General features: G+C 66.7%; 14 protein-coding genes. 8 read left to right on the forward strand and 6 right to left on the reverse strand.

The annotated features are described in order from the left end of the window. The first annotated feature begins 63 nt into the window (after positions 1-63). The 5 genes from rpmF (at position 64) to ACQR50_RS17200 (ending at position 3,016) form a co-directional block, all read left to right on the forward strand. The gene (rpmF, locus tag ACQR50_RS17180; protein WP_042488281.1) at positions 64-243 is read left to right on the forward strand and encodes a 50S ribosomal protein L32; all 180 of its coding nucleotides are present in this window, start codon (positions 64-66) and stop codon (positions 241-243) included. 39 nt (positions 244-282) lie between these two features. Then, positions 283-1,311, forward strand: a complete 1,029-nt coding sequence (gene plsX, locus ACQR50_RS17185) for a phosphate acyltransferase PlsX (RefSeq protein ID WP_058745455.1) — start codon at positions 283-285, stop codon at positions 1,309-1,311. Continuing rightward, on the forward strand, positions 1,308-2,276 hold the full coding sequence (locus ACQR50_RS17190; RefSeq protein ID WP_428969242.1) for a beta-ketoacyl-ACP synthase III: 969 nt from the start codon (positions 1,308-1,310) through the stop codon (positions 2,274-2,276). The genes plsX and ACQR50_RS17190 overlap by 4 nt, the downstream gene beginning before the upstream one ends. Before the next feature lie 91 nt (positions 2,277-2,367). Beyond that, on the forward strand, positions 2,368-2,667 hold the full coding sequence (locus ACQR50_RS17195) for an integration host factor subunit alpha (protein WP_042488275.1): 300 nt from the start codon (positions 2,368-2,370) through the stop codon (positions 2,665-2,667). Continuing rightward, positions 2,651-3,016 (forward strand): MerR family transcriptional regulator, encoded by a 366-nt coding sequence (locus ACQR50_RS17200; protein ID WP_056436182.1) that lies wholly within the window; start codon positions 2,651-2,653, stop codon positions 3,014-3,016. The genes ACQR50_RS17195 and ACQR50_RS17200 overlap by 17 nt, the downstream gene beginning before the upstream one ends. Positions 3,017-3,174: 158 nt before the next feature. On the opposite strand, the gene ACQR50_RS17205 is transcribed toward ACQR50_RS17200, so the two are convergent. From ACQR50_RS17205 to pheS, 5 genes are all read right to left on the reverse strand, one after another. Then, positions 3,175-3,696 (reverse strand): hypothetical protein, encoded by a 522-nt coding sequence (locus tag ACQR50_RS17205; protein WP_428969243.1) that lies wholly within the window; start codon positions 3,694-3,696, stop codon positions 3,175-3,177. Positions 3,697-3,754: 58 nt separating this feature from the next. Then, complete coding sequence (locus tag ACQR50_RS17210) at positions 3,755-5,281, reverse strand: peptide chain release factor 3 (RefSeq protein ID WP_076714198.1); 1,527 nt, start codon at positions 5,279-5,281, stop codon at positions 3,755-3,757. Positions 5,282-5,540: 259 nt separating this feature from the next. After that, entirely contained in the window at positions 5,541-6,422 is an 882-nt protein-coding gene (locus tag ACQR50_RS17215) for an aldose 1-epimerase family protein (RefSeq protein ID WP_428969244.1), read from the reverse strand. Continuing rightward, positions 6,415-8,778, reverse strand: coding sequence for a phenylalanine--tRNA ligase subunit beta (pheT, locus tag ACQR50_RS17220; protein ID WP_428969245.1), 2,364 nt, complete (start codon positions 8,776-8,778; stop codon positions 6,415-6,417). Before pheT ends, ACQR50_RS17215 begins: the two co-directional genes overlap by 8 nt. Further along, on the reverse strand, positions 8,775-9,851 hold the full coding sequence (gene pheS / locus ACQR50_RS17225; protein ID WP_428970733.1) for a phenylalanine--tRNA ligase subunit alpha: 1,077 nt from the start codon (positions 9,849-9,851) through the stop codon (positions 8,775-8,777). The genes pheT and pheS overlap by 4 nt, the downstream gene beginning before the upstream one ends. Before the next feature lie 258 nt (positions 9,852-10,109). Between pheS and ACQR50_RS17230 the strand changes: the two genes are divergently transcribed. Further along, the gene (locus ACQR50_RS17230; RefSeq protein ID WP_056436201.1) at positions 10,110-11,252 is read left to right on the forward strand and encodes a GGDEF domain-containing protein; all 1,143 of its coding nucleotides are present in this window, start codon (positions 10,110-10,112) and stop codon (positions 11,250-11,252) included. 106 nt (positions 11,253-11,358) lie between these two features. Further along, entirely contained in the window at positions 11,359-11,763 is a 405-nt protein-coding gene (locus ACQR50_RS17235) for a hypothetical protein (protein ID WP_156884150.1), read from the forward strand. 97 nt (positions 11,764-11,860) lie between these two features. On the opposite strand, the gene ACQR50_RS17240 is transcribed toward ACQR50_RS17235, so the two are convergent. Further along, positions 11,861-13,072, reverse strand: a complete 1,212-nt coding sequence (locus ACQR50_RS17240; RefSeq protein WP_056436207.1) for an LL-diaminopimelate aminotransferase — start codon at positions 13,070-13,072, stop codon at positions 11,861-11,863. A 115-nt stretch (positions 13,073-13,187) separates the two neighbouring features. Between ACQR50_RS17240 and ACQR50_RS17245 the strand changes: the two genes are divergently transcribed. Then, the gene (locus ACQR50_RS17245; protein WP_428969246.1) at positions 13,188-14,909 is read left to right on the forward strand and encodes a PHA/PHB synthase family protein; all 1,722 of its coding nucleotides are present in this window, start codon (positions 13,188-13,190) and stop codon (positions 14,907-14,909) included. Positions 14,910-14,941: the final 32 nt, after the last annotated feature.

Consider the following 14,941-nt stretch of genomic DNA (forward strand, 5'->3'; position numbering starts at 1 on the left):
GGGCGCGCAATGGGTGCTGATCGTGGCGTATTCCACCCATTGTTCGATTGATAAGGTGCCGCAATGGCCGTCCCCAAGAGAAAGACTTCGCCCTCCAAGCGCGGCATGCGCCGTGGCCACGACTCGCTGACGGTCGCGGCATTCCAGGAATGCCCGAACTGCGGCGAACTGAAGCGTCCGCACAATCTGTGCACCGCCTGCGGCCATTATAACGGCCGCGAGGTCGTGTCGGTCGAGGGCTGATCCCTCTACCTTCACCTGAACGACCGTTAGAGGATACCCATGGCCGATAACGCCTGGATCGCCGTCGATGCGATGGGCGGCGACGACGGGCTGGCCGTGATGCTCGCCGGTGTCGCCAGAGCGCGACGCCGCTTCGAGGGCATGCGGTTCTTCCTGGTCGGTGACGAGGCGCAGATTGCGGAGGGGCTGAAGTCCCACCCCAATCTGTCCGCCGCGTCCGAAATCGTTCACGCGCCCGAGATCGTCGGCTCGAATGAAAAGCCGAGCCAGGCGATCCGGCGTGCGCGGACGACATCGATGGGCATCGCCATCGATCTGGTGAAGCAGCGCCGCGCCGCCGCCGCCGTCTCGTCGGGCAATACCGGCGCGCTGATGGCGATGGCCAAGCTGTCGCTTCGCACCCTGCCCGGCATCGACCGGCCCGCCCTCGCGGCGCCGCTCCCTACGCTGGGCGACAATGACGTCGTCATGCTCGACCTCGGCGCCAATACCGAGTGCGATGCGCGCAACCTCGTCCAGTTCGCCGTCATGGGCGCGGCCTATGCCCGCGTCCTGCTGGAACTCGACAATCCACGCGTCGCGTTGCTCAACATCGGGTCCGAGGACCAGAAGGGCACCGACGAGATTCGCGACGCCGCCGCCGTGCTGCGTGGCCAGAATCATCTTCCGCTGAACTTCACCGGCTTTATCGAGGGCAACCAGCTGGCCCGTGGCGAGGTCGACGTGATCGTGTGCGACGGCTTTGCCGGGAATATCGCGCTCAAGACCGCCGAGGGCACCGCGCGTTTCGTCGGCGACCTGCTGAAGCGCGCCTTCCGCTCCTCGACCCGCTCGAAGATCGGCTTCCTGATCTCGCGCCCCGCGACGCAGCTGCTGCGCGACCATCTCGACCCCAACAACCATAATGGCGCGGTATTCCTGGGCCTGAACGGCGTAGTGGTGAAGAGCCATGGCAGCGCCAACGAACTGGGCGTCGCCACCGCGATCGGCAATGCGGCCAAGATGGTGCGCGCCGACCTGACCCGGCGTATTGCCGAGGATCTCCTGAATTTCGAGGACGCCGCATGATTCGTTCGATCGTCACGGGTACGGGGTCGGCACTTCCAACCCGGCGGGTGTCGAACGAAGAACTGGCGCAAGAGGTCGACACCTCCGACGAGTGGATCGTCGAGCGGACCGGCATCCGCTTCCGCCATATTGCGGGCCCCGAAGAGACGACCGCGACGCTGGCCGCCGATGCCGCCAAGGCCGCGATCGCCGCGGCCGGCCTGTCGGCGCAGGATATCGACCTGATCGTGCTGGCGACCGCCACCCCGGACCAGACCTTCCCGGCGACCGCCACCAAGGTCCAGGCGATGCTGGGCATCAACGACTGCGTCGCGTTCGACGTCGCCGCCGTCTGCTCGGGCTTTCTCTATGCCGTGCAGGTCGCCGATGCGATGCTGCGCTCGGGCGTGCAGCGTCGTGCGCTGGTGATCGGCGCGGAGACCTTCAGCCGCATCCTCGATTGGGAGGATCGCACCACCTGCGTCCTGTTCGGCGACGGCGCGGGCGCGATGGTGCTGGAAGCGCGCGAAAGCGAAGATGCGGGGGGGCGCGGCATCCTGGCGACCAAGCTCCACGCCGATGGCCGCCACAACGGCCTGCTCTATGTCGATGGCGGCCCGTCGACCACCGGCACCGTCGGCAAGCTGCGAATGAAGGGGCGCGAGGTGTTCCGCCACGCCGTCGTCAATCTGGCACAGGTGATGGAGGAATCGCTGGGCCTGGCGGGCCTGACCTCGGCCGATGTCGATTGGGTGGTCCCGCACCAGGCCAATGCCCGGATTCTCGATGCGACCGCGCGCAAATTGAACCTTCCGCCTGAGAAGGTCGTCGTCACCGTCGACCGTCATGCCAACACTTCGGCGGCCTCGGTTCCCCTCGCGCTCGACACGGCCGTGCGCGACGGCCGCATCCGCGAAAACGACATTCTGGTGCTCGAAGCGATGGGCGGCGGGTTCACTTGGGGAGCGGCGGTGATACGTTTCTGAACAATCGATTGACATTGACCGAGATAAATCCCTTTCGGTCCCATCGGGCGGTATGATACCGGATCGCCAGATACCATTGGGGGATGGCCACATGACCAACGCTGGAACTTTGACGCGCGCCGACCTGGCAGAATCGCTGCATCAGGAAGTCGGCTTGTCGCGATCCGACTCGGCCGATGTGGTCGAGCAGATCCTCGTCGAGATGTGCGAAGCACTGTCGCGGGGCGAGAACGTCAAGATTTCGGGGTTCGGGACCTTCGTGCTGCGTGACAAGGGTGAGCGGATCGGCCGCAACCCCAAGACTGGGGTGGAGGTGCCGATCGCACCGCGCCGCGTGCTGACCTTCCGCGCCAGCCAGATGATGCGCGATCGTATTGTCGCGGCGGGATAGGCCCGAACGGCCCGCGGATGGCGGCAAGGCCGATGGTGCACTGCGCACCATCGGGGAGGTTTCGCGTGAGACCGGCGTGGCGCAGCATGTCCTGCGTTACTGGGAAGGCCGCTTTCCGCAGCTGAAGCCCGTCCAGCGCGCGGGCAATCGCCGCTATTACCGGCCCGAGGACATGGCGCTGATCCGGCGTATCGACCAGCTGCTCAACCAGCAGGGCTATACCGTGCGCGGCGTGCAGCAGCTTCTGGAAAGCGAATCGCGGGTAAAAGACGATCCGGCGGCGATCCTGCGGGCGATCCGGGATTCGCTGGTCGAGGGACTGGCCTGGGACGACCGGGCCGAGCGGTAAGCGTTGGGGCGTAGCCTTCGACTTCGGCGTGTAACGCCGACGTTTATCCCGAGCGGCTGGCTTGCCGGCGAGTCGAAGGGCTCAGGCTGAGCGAAGATTGGGGCCGCGGTCCACTCCAAGGCCAAGCGACGTCGAAGCTCACACCCCGCCGCCCGGCATCAGGCAGGCTGAACCACCCCGCCCTGTTCGCCCAACAGCAAATCGCGGCACGCCCGGTTATAGGCGTGGGCCTTCCACCAGAACCAGCCGCCATTGCCGACGCCCCAGGCCGCCACGCCCAGCGCCGCCCAGGGCAGCCCCCGTGCCGCACGCCCGCCCCGCGCCGCCACCCGGCCCGCCGCCAGTCCGCCCTGGCCGATCCTGCGCGCCGTCTTGGCCAGCCGCCCGGCCGCCTTGGCCTGCGACAGCAACCCTGCGCCGCCGCGCAGATCGCTGAACAACGCGGCCGGGCCGACAAAGCCCTTGAGCTTGCCCACGATCTCTTGCGCCTCGATCGCCATGCCGGGCTCCAGCTGGCGTCGCTGCGCCCCCGTCAGGCCATAGGCATCGCCGATCGCGTCGATCGTCTCGGCCAGGCTTTCGGTGCCGATGGTCAGCGCCTTGGCCCCGGCCTTCAGCGCACGGCGGCGGAGCAGCTTTTCATTGGCTTCGAAGGTCGCTTCGATCGCGGCGCGGTTCATGGGCATTCCCTGTTCGATCATGCGCCATGAAGCCGCGACACGGGCCTCCGGTTCCGTCTCAGCGCTCGCGCGTGGCGAGGAAGCGGACCTTGGGATAGCGATCGGCGACGTAGCCGACTTCCCAGGCGCTCTTGGCGAGGAAGACGGGATTGTCGTCGCGGTCCTTGGCCATCGCCGAGCGGTTCAGGTCCATGAACGCCTTCAGGTCGGCGGGGTCCTCGGCAGTGATCCAGCGCGCGGTGTCGAACGGCGCGGGCTCCAGCCCCGCCGCGACCTTATACTCCGCATCCAGTCGCGACAGCAGCACGTCGAGCTGGAGCTGCCCGACGACGCCGATGATCCAGTTCGACCCGATCTCAGGGTAGAAGACCTGGGTCACCCCCTCCTCGGCCATGTCGTCCAGCGCCTTGCGCAGCTGCTTGGTCTTGGTCGGGTCCTTCAGCGCGACGCGGCGCAGGATTTCGGGGGCGAAATTGGGCAGTCCGGTGAAGCGCACGTCCGCCCGCTCCGACAGGGTATCGCCGACCCGCAACGTGCCGTGGTTCGGAATGCCGATGATATCGCCCGGGAAAGCCTCGTCGGCGACTTCGCGATTCTGCGCGAAGAACAGGATGGGCGAGTGGACCGCGATCGGCTTGCCATGGCCCGTCGGCGTCAGCTTCATGCCGCGCTTGAAGGTGCCCGAGCAGAGCCGCATGAACGCGATGCGGTCGCGATGCTGCGGGTCCATGTTCGCCTGCACCTTGAACACGAAGCCGGTGACCTCCTTGTTCTCCGGCGAGACGGGTGCGGGCTCGGCGGGCTGCGGGCGGGGCGGCGGCGCGTGGCGGCTGAGCGCATCGATCAGTTCGGCGACACCGAAATCCTTCAGCGCGGAGCCGAAATAGACCGGCGTCAGGTCGCCGTTGCGATACGCCTCGCCATCGAATTCGGCATAACCGGCCTGGGCCAGCTCGATCTCTTCGGCGATTTCGGCGGGCAGGGTCGGCGCATCGTCCACCTTGCCGTGAAAGGCACGGCTGTCGCCCTCGGGACGGCTGACCTTGCCGGTGGTCAGGTCGAGAATGCCCTCGAACAACCCGCCCATGCCGACCGGCCAGCTCATCGGTGCGACGTCGAGCGCCAGTATGTCGGCGATCTCGTCGAGCAACTCGAAGGGCGGGCGGCCTTCGCGGTCGACCTTGTTGATGAAGGTGATGATCGGCACCGAGCGCAGGCGGCAGACCTCGAACAATTTCCGCGTCTGTGCCTCGATACCGCGCGCCGCGTCGATGACCATCACGGCCGAATCGACCGCGGTCAGCGTGCGGTAGGTATCCTCCGAAAAGTCTTCGTGGCCCGGCGTGTCGAGCAGGTTGAAGGTCACGCCGTCCTTTTCGAACGTCATCACCGAGGAGGTGACCGAGATGCCGCGCTGCTGCTCGATCTTCATCCAGTCCGACCGCGCGCGCCGATTCTGGCCACGCGCCTTGACCTCGCCCGCCAGGTGGATCGCGCCGCCGAAATAGAGCAGCTTTTCGGTCAGCGTGGTCTTACCGGCGTCAGGGTGCGAGATGATCGCGAAGGTACGGCGGGGGGAAGTCATGGGCGGCTCTGTCGAATAGGGAAATGGCGCATCCGAGCGCCCGAGATGCTGCGCCTGTTACAGCAAATTGTGGCACAAGACAGGCCCCGGATTGCAGCGGCACTCAGTACCGCCGCTCCTCCATCCGGCCCACCCCGGCGAAGGCCGGGGTCCAGGTACCAGAAGGCCCATGGTGCACGCGAAGGCCTCGATCTCAAAGGTCGTGGCAACTGGACCCCGGCCTCCGCCGGGGTGGTATCATGCGGGGTGGAGGGCGCCCTTACCCCGCCAGCGTCACCGTCATCTGCATCACCTTCTCACCGCCGACCGGCACGGTGAACACGCCGGGCTTGTCGGTGAATTCGCCGTCAAATCCTTCCGGGTCGGCGATGCCGTGCCAGGGCTCGACACAGACATAGGCAGCGCCCGGCTTGGTCCAGATGCCGAGCTTGTCGGTATCCGGAAAGGCGATGCGCAGTTGCGGCGCGCCGTCCGCCCCATAGGCGACGCTGCGGCTCTCGACCGGATCCCAGACCAGTGCGTCGTTGGTGAACAGATCGTCCGCCAGATGCAGCACCCGCCCGTCGAGCGGGCTGTCGCGCCGCGCCTCGGCGATCAGGCCGTCGGGGGCGATCTCGCGCAGGCGGCTGGGTTCGTCCTTCTCGAAGACGATGCGGTGATCGGACCGCGCCTTGCCATAGGGCAGCGGCCAGGCGAAGGCGGGGTGGAAGCCGAAGCTGGCGGGCATCGGTTCCTCGCCCCGGTTGAGGACGCGGATTTCCATCACCAGCGTGGCCTCTTCCAGCCGGAACTCCGCCTCCAGCCGGAAGGCGAAGGGATAGGAGGTGCGCGTCTCCTCGCTGTCGCCCAGCGAGAAGACGGCGCGAGTCGCCTCATGCGTCACCAGCTCGAAGGTCGAGTGGCGGGCAAAGCCGTGCTTGGCCATCGGATAATGCCGACCGTTCAGGCGGATGCCGTCACGGGTCACGCCGATCACCGGAAACAGCAGCGGCGCACGCCCAATCCAGAAAGCCGGGTCCGCATTCGTCATCAGTTCGCGGCCGTCCGCGTCCTTCAGCGAGGACAATTCCGCGCCGAACGGATTGATCGCCGCCGACAGATGGTCGTTGCCGATACGGACCCAGTTTTCCTCATTAGCCACGGAGTTGTGCTCCCTGTTTGGCGGCCGCCGCGACGATCTTGTCCGCGATGGCCTTCAGTTCCTCGTCGGTGAAGCTCTTCTGCGAGGGTTGCAGAAGCACCTCGACCGCGACCGACTTGTGACCTTCGGGCACGCCTTGCCCTGCGAACACGTCGAACACGCGCGCGGCGGTGATCGCGGCCTTGTCCGCACCCCGCACCGCCCGGATCAGCATATCGGCGGCCAGCGTGTCGGGCACCAGGAAGGCGAAGTCGCGCTTGACGGACTGCAACGCCGGGGGCGTGTAGGCCGGGCGCATGAAGCCAGTCGCCCGCTTGGGCGGGATCGCGTCGAGATACAACTCGACCGCCGCCACTGCGCCGTCGAGATCGAACGCCTTCAGCACCGAAGGATGGACCATGCCGAACGCCGCCAGCACGGTCTTCGGCCCCAGCCGCAGCGTGCCCGACTGGCCGGGATGCCAGGCGTCGCCTGCCTCGCCCATCACCTGCAAATTGTCGACCGGTGCGCCCGCCTGGGCGAGCAGCGCGATGGCTTCGGCCTTGGCGTCATAGGCGTCGAACCCTTGCGCCTTGCCCGACCGCCAGTTGCGGGCGGACTTGTCGCCCGCCAGCACCACGCCCAGCGTCGGCCGCTCGGCCTCCTCCAGATAGCGGCGGCCGATCTCGAACAGCCGCACGGCGGTCGCGCCGCGCTTGATGTTGCGCTCGGTCGCGGCGAGCAGGCCGGGGAGCAGCGAGGGCCGCATGACCTTCAAATCCTCACTGATCGGGTTGGCGAGCGTGAACGCGCCGCCGCCGAACGGTGCCGCCTGTGCCTCGCTGATGAAGCTCCACGTCACCGCTTCGTCCAGACCGCGTGCGGCAGCGGCGCGGCGGGCGCGACGCTCCAGCTTCTGCTGCGGCGTGGCGGTGGGACGCGCGACGCCGGGGGCGCGGGGCAGCGCCACCGGGGGAACATGATCGATCCCCTCGATGCGGATGACTTCCTCGACCAGATCGGCGGGGCCGTCCACGTCGCGACGCCAGCTGGGGGCCGTCACCTGCCAGTCGGCGGTGACGGTGAAGCCCAGCGACTCGAGGATCGCCTTTTGCCGGTCGGGCGCGATGGCGAGGCCGCCCAGCGTCTCGGCCAGATTGGGGTCATAGGCGATGGTCTTCGCCAGGACCGGCGGCCGGCCCGCACGGGTCACGCCGCTGGCGGTGCCGCCGCAATATTCCAGAACGAGGAAGGTCGCGATGGCGAGACCGTCATCCAGGAACGCCGGGTCCACGCCGCGCTCGAACCGGGTACGCGCGTCGCTGGTCAGCGCCAGCTTCTGGCCGGTGCGCGCGATCGCCTCGGGGGTGAAGTAGGCGCATTCGATGATGACGTCGGTAGTCGTCTCCGACACGCCCGAATGCGCGCCGCCCATGATGCCGCCGATATCGTGCACGCCCGCATCGTCGGCGATGACGGTCATGCCTTCCGACAGCATATAGGTCTTGCCGTTGAGCGCCTCGACCGTCTCGCCGTCCTTGGCATGCCGCGCGACCAGACCGCCGGACAGCTTGGCCTTGTCATAGACGTGCAGCGGGCGGCCGAGATCGACCGTCATATAGTTGGTGATGTCGACCAGCGCGGAGATCGGCTTCTGCCCGATCGCGGTCAGCCGCTGGCGCATCCATTCCGGGGCCTCGCCATTGGTCAGGCCCGAGACGCCCTGCGCATAGAAGGCCGGGCAGCCCTCGGCATCCTCGATGCGGACATCGGGACCGGCGCCCTCCCCCGCGACCGACGGCACGGTCGGGGCGATCAGCGTGCCCAGCCCGGCGGCGGCGAGATCGCGTGCGATACCGTGCACGCCCATGCAGTCCTGGCGATTCGGCGTGATCGACACGTCGATGACCGGATCGTTGAGTCCCGCATAATCGGGGAAGGACGTGCCGATCGCTGCATCCTCGGGCAGTTCGATGATGCCGTCATGGCCCTCGCCGATGTGCAACTCGCGCGCCGAGCACATCATGCCGTTCGATTCGACGCCGCGAATGGCCGCGACCTTCAGCGTCACGTCGAGGCCGGGGACATAGGCCCCCGGCGCGCCGAACACGCCGACCAGACCTGCGCGGGCATTTGGCGCACCGCACACGACCTGCATCGGGCCGTCACCGGCATCGACCGACAGGACCTGCAGCTTGTCCGCCTGCGGATGCCGCTCGGCCGACAGGATGCGCGCGACGCGGAACGAGGACAGCGCCTCGCCCGGATTATGCACGCCCTCGACCTCCAGGCCGATACGGGTCAGCCCCTCGACGATGGTGTCGAGGTCGGCATCGGTGTCCAGATGGCTCTTCAGCCAGCCCAGGGTGAACTTCATGCGCCGACTCCTCCCGACAGCGTGGGTACGTCGAGGCTCGCGAACCCGTAATGCTTCAACCAGCGGATATCGCCGTCGAAAAAGGCGCGCAGATCGTCCATTCCGTATTTCAGCATGGCGAGGCGATCGATGCCGCAGCCGAATGCAAAGCCCTGCCACTCGTTCGGATCGAGCCCGCACGCTTCGATGACTTTCGGATGGACCATGCCGGAGCCGAGTACCTCCATCCAGCCGCCGCCAGAGCCCCCGATGACGCGCTTGCCCTTCTCGATGGTGTATCCGACATCGACCTCGGCCGAGGGTTCGGTGAAGGGGAAATAGCTGGGGCGCAGGCGCAGCACGATATCGTCACGCTCGAAGAACGCCTTGAGGAAGGTCTCCAGCGTCCATTTCAGATGACCGAGCGTGATGCCCTTGTCGATCACCAGCCCCTCGACCTGATGGAACATCGGCGTGTGGGTCGCATCCGAATCGGAGCGATAGGTGCGGCCCGGCGCGATGATGCGGATCGGCGGCTTCTGGTCGAGCATGGTGCGGATCTGCACCGGCGAGGTGTGGGTGCGCAGGACGCGGCGCACGGTGCGCTCGTCGCCGCCCGCCTCGACTCCTGCCAGATAGAAGGTGTCGTGCATCGCGCGCGCCGGATGCGTCTCCGGGATGTTGAGCGCGGTGAAGTTGTGCCAGTCGGTTTCGACCTCCGGGCCGGTCGCGACCGCGAAGCCCAGATCCGCGAAGATTTCGGCCAGCTCGTCCATCACCTGGCTGACCGGGTGGACGGTGCCGAAGCCGGCGGTGTCGACCGGCAGGGTCATGTCCAGCCGCTCGGAGGCGAGGCGGGCGTCGAGTGCCGCCTGTGCCAGACCCGCCTTGCGCGCCGCCAACGCCTCGGTCACCGCCTCGCGCAGGCCATGAATGCGCGGCCCCTCGACCTGGCGTTCCTCGGGACTCATCTTGCCCAGCGTCTTCAGCAACTGGGTGATCCGGCCCTGCTTACCCAGCGCATCGACGCGCACCGTCTCCAACGCGTCCAGCGCGGGCGCGGCGGCGATGGCGGCGAGGAGATGCTCGCGCATATGTTCGACTTCGTTGCTCACTCTTCACTCCGTCGGCCGCTGCGCGCCTCCGGAAAGGAGGAGCCCGGCCGGTTTGCGGGTCTGCCCTCCGCCGTAGCGGCTAGGGACGCCCCGGATCAATCCTTCAGACGCAAAGCCGTGATACACGGCCATATCGGCCCATTGCCGTCGCAACAGAAACTAACTCGTAACTTATACTATATTAAGGCGAATCGCGTTGGTCCGGGGGGGACCGCTATCCGTGCGGGGTCCGCGACCATGATACTCGATATCGCCAGCCTTCAGGTGGTGGCTGCGCTGGGCAGCATCCTGTCGGGCCTGCTCCACTTCTTTCCCGGCATGACCAGCCGCGAGCCCGGTCGCTGGCCCTATTGGTGGGGCACGGGCAAGATCATCATCGGCGTGACCAACGGCGTGGGGCTGTGTTTCGACGGCGCCCGACTCACTACGCCGGAGCGGATCATCGACGTCCTGCTGCTGGTCGGGCTGTGCCTATGCATTCATGCCATGTCGATCTTCGCCCGGCGACGCCCGCCCGCCGCGATCCTAGTTCCGCTGGCCATGATGGTCACGCTGACCGTGCCGTTTGTCCTGTTCGGCGACCACGATGCGCGGCTGCCGGTCATGATCCTGGGCGGCACCCGAACCTTGTTCAACTTCGCCGCCGCCTGGATGCTCTTTCACATCGCGCGAACGGAGAATATCCGCACCGCCTGGGTCATGGGCGCGATGTTCGCCGCTTCGGTGCCGCTGTTCCTGTTGCGCACCACCCTCCTGCTGGTGGCATGGGGCGATCCGGTGTGGGAAAGCGCGGCGCAGACGACCGCCGACTGGAGCGTGGGCATCGCGATCATCCTGGTCTCGCTCAGCCATCTGGCGCTGCTGCTGATCGATGCCGAGCGTGTCCAGCGCGGTTTGTCCGAACAGGCCAGCCGCGATTGCCTGACCGGGGCGCTCAACCGTTTCGGGTTGAAGGGGCTGGAGGCCGGGCTGCACGGCCCGGTCACGCTGCTGCTGATCGATATCGACCGGTTCAAGGCGCTGAACGACGGACAGGGTCACGCCGCGGGCGACACCGTGCTGCGGCTGCTGACCGACTTGGCACAGCGCGAGATCGGCGAGCGCGGCACGCTGGTGCGGATCGGCGGCGACGAGTTTCTGTGCGTGCTGCCCGATTGCGACGAGAGGGTAGCACGGGGAATCGCGGCGGGCCTGTCCGACCGTTTCGATCGCGCGGTCCCGGCCCTGGTCGACGGCCCGTGCTACCCGGCCCTCAGCATCGGCCTGGCGCAGGGGCCGGTTACGGGATCGCTCAACGTCCTGATCGCCCAGGCGGACGGCGCGATGTACGCGGTCAAGCGCCAGCGCCAGTCGCGCGAGCGGCCTGCATGGGCGGCGTAGAACTGCTTGCCGGATTGCGGTGCCGTGATAGGCTGGCCGAATGATACAGTGGCGAGCCCTGACCGGCCTGACGGGGACCTCCCTTGCCAATCTGAGTATCGCGGCGATGATTGCCACGATCTTCAGCGGCTTTCAGGGCATTGGCTGTCGTCTGTTTATGGACGACACCCCCATGGTGGCCGTAGCGAAGAGGGCCGCACCCCAAATTTTTCAACTGAACGCCGCGCCTGAGCCCGCCATCGTACCCCGCCCGGAGGGGCTATCGCAGAAATGCGGCTTTCACCCCGCCCTCGACCGGCTGCCCGAAATCACTTCGCCCATGGTGGGGGACGGTTCGGGAGGGCCAGGCAGCGCCTGCCTGTTGGTCAATGCCATGGGCCGGGTGGACCGGGTTGCCCATGCCAGCCTGTCGACGCGGCGCAGGATCGAGCCAGTCATGTCCGACCTGCGCTTCCACCCCGCCTTGCGAGACGGGCGCCCGGTTCCGGCCTGGGTCGAACTGCGCCTTTGACCGCATTCCTCCCCTGCGAGCAGAGGGGTTTGTACAGTGCCATTGGGTCAAACCGCCGGAGTCGGGAGCGGCGGCGAGCGCCACCGCTCCAATCGGATCACACCACCTTGGCGGAACCCGGCGTGTTGACGCCCATCGATTGCAAATAGCGTTTGATATTGCGCGCGGCCTGGCGAAGCCGCTGCTCGTTCTCGACCAGCGCGATGCGCACGAACCCTTCGCCATTCTCGCCATAACCCACACCCGGCGCGACCGCGACCTTGGCCTCGGTCAGCAATTGCTTGGAGAATTCCAGGCTGCCCAGATGCGCCAGCGCGGGCGGTAGCGGAGCCCAGGCGAACATCGAGGCCTTGGGGCTCGGAATGTCCCAGCCCGCCCGGGCGAAGCTCTCGACCAGTACGTCGCGGCGCTTGTGATAGAGCTGGCGGTTCCGCTCGACGATGTCCTGCGGCCCGTTGAGCGCGGCGCAGGCCGCCGCCTGGATCGGCGTGAAGGCGCCGTAGTCCAGATAGGACTTCACCCGCGTCATCGCCGCGATCAGCTTCTTGTTGCCGACCGCGAAACCGATGCGCCAGCCCGCCATCGAATAGGTCTTGGACAGCGAGGTGAACTCGACCGCGACATCCTTGCCGCCCTTCACCTGAAGGATCGAAGGCGTCGGATTGCCGTCATAATAAAGCTCGGAATAAGCGAGGTCGCTTAGCACCCACAGCTCATGCTTCTTCGCAAACGCCACGAGGCGCTCGTAAAAGGCCAGGTCCACCGTCTCGGCGGTCGGGTTGGACGGGTAGTTGACCACCAGCACCGAGGGGCGCGGCACGGTGAAGTGCATCGCCCGCTCCAGGCTCTCGAAATAGGCCTCGTCGGGCGTCGTCGGCACCGCGCGGATCGTCGCGCCCGCGATGATGAAGCCGAAGGTGTGGATCGGATAGGAGGGATTGGGCGCCAGGATCACGTCGCCCGGCGCGGTGATCGCGGTCGCGAGGCTGGCCAGCCCTTCCTTCGATCCCATGGTGACAACCACCTCGGTCTCGGGATCGAGATCGACGCCGAAGCGGCGGCCATAATAATTGGCCTGGGCGCGGCGCAGGCCGGGAATGCCCTTGGACTGGGAATAGCCGTGCGCGTCGGGCTTCTGGATCACCTCCATCAGCTTTTCGAGGACATGGGGCGGCGGCGGCAAGTCGGGATTTCCCATGCCCAGATCGATGATGTCCTCGCCGCCCGCGCGCGCCGCCGCCCGCATCGCGTTGACTTCGGCGATGACATAGGGCGGCAGGCGCTTGATGCGGTAGAACTCTTCGGACATGGGTCCCTCTGTGTAACGATTTGGGACCCGGACCTTAGCGGCTTTCGTTTCCCGACGCGACCCGACATGATGACGCAATATCCTGACGCCAATAGGGCGCGCGACGAACGAGAGGATGCGGATGACCCCCGGCCAGACGAACGCCCCCACTCTGCCCACATTGGAAGAGTTGCAACACTGGACCTGGGTGATGGGACGGGCGCAGCAGATGATGATGGAGGCCGCGCTGTCGCCCCCGCCCGAGGGCATGCCGGTGGTGCCGGGTTTCAACGACCCCGCCACGATGGGCCGGGTCCGCGACTTCTGGTCCGATTCGATGAAGCTGTGGCAGCGATTCGTCGACCCCGCCGCCGAGCCCAGCGTCGCGCCCAAGCCCGACCGCCGCTTCAAGGCCGAGCAATGGCAGTCGCCGCTCTTCGACTGGATCCGGCAGAGCTATCAGGTCATCTCCGACCATATGCTGCGCGGGGTCGATGCGATCGAGGGCGTCGACCCGAAGCAGAAGGAGCAGATCCGCTTCGCCGCGCGAGGCTTTATCGACGCGATGAGCCCGACCAACTTCCCCGCGACCAACCCGGAAGTGCTCGACAAGATCGTCGAGACGCGCGGCGAGAATCTGCTCAAGGGCCTTCAGAACATGCTCGCCGACATGGGCCGCGGGCAGCTGACGCACAGCGATTCGCGCGCCTTCGAGGTCGGGCGCAACCTGGCCGCGACGCCGGGAAAGGTGGTCAAGCGCACCGACCTGTACGAGCTGATCCACTACACCCCGACCACCGAACAGGTGGCGGCGGTGCCGATCCTGATCTTTCCGCCCTGGATCAACCGCTTCTACATCCTCGACCTGGCACCCGAGAAGAGCCTGATCAAATGGCTGGTCGACCAGGGGTTCAGCGTCTTCATGGTGTCGTGGAAGTCCGCCGACGCCACGATGAAGGACGTGATCTGGGACGATTACGTCACCGCGCAGGTCGAGGCGATCGATACGGTGCGCGAGCTGCTGTCGGTCGAGGCGGTGCACAGCGTCGGCTATTGCGTGGCGGGCACGACGCTGGCCGCGACCCTGGCCTGGCTGTCCGCGAAGGGCGAGGCGGCGAAGGTCGCCAGCGCCACCTTCTTCACCGCGCAGGTCGATTTCTCGAAGGCGGGCGAGCTGCTCCACTTCGTCGATGACGAGCAGTTGAAGCTGATCTCGACCCTGTCGCCCGAGGGGTATCTGGACGGGCGCTATCTGGCGATGACGTTCAACCTGCTGCGCGGGCGCGACCTGATCTGGAATTACGTCACCAACAACTATCTGCTCGGGCGCGATTACGTGCCGTTCGACCTGCTCCACTGGAATGGCGACGTCACCAACCTGCCCGCCAAATGGCATCTGAGCTATCTGACCGATCTCTACCGGGACAATTTGCTGGTGAAGCCCGGCGCGATGGCGGTGGCGGGCGTGCCGCTCGACCTGACGAAGGTCGCCACCCCCGCCTATGTCCAGGCGGGGCGCGAGGATCATATCGCGCCGGCCGAAAGCGTGTGGAAGATCACCGAGGCGTTCACCGGCCCCTTGCGCTTCGTGCTGGCGGGATCGGGGCATATCGCGGGCGTGGTCAATCCGCCCGCCTCGGGCAAATATCAATATTGGACCAACGATCAGCCCGCCGCGACGCTGGCCGAGTTCGTCGCGGGCGCGACCGAGACCAAGGGCAGCTGGTGGCCGGACTGGGCCGCCTGGCTGCGCCAGCGCGACTCCGCCACCGTCGCGGTGACGGGCGCGCGGGTGCCGGGCGAGGGCGCCCTCCCCGCCCTCGACGAAGCGCCCGGACGCTACGTCAGACAGCGTTAGTTTCGGTTTTGTTGCACTGCACAATAGACTTG

Origin of the sequence: Sphingomonas sp. Xoc002, assembly GCF_050408055.1 — a bacterium.
In the GTDB taxonomy this organism is placed as follows: Bacteria; Pseudomonadota; Alphaproteobacteria; order Sphingomonadales; family Sphingomonadaceae; genus Sphingomonas; species Sphingomonas yabuuchiae.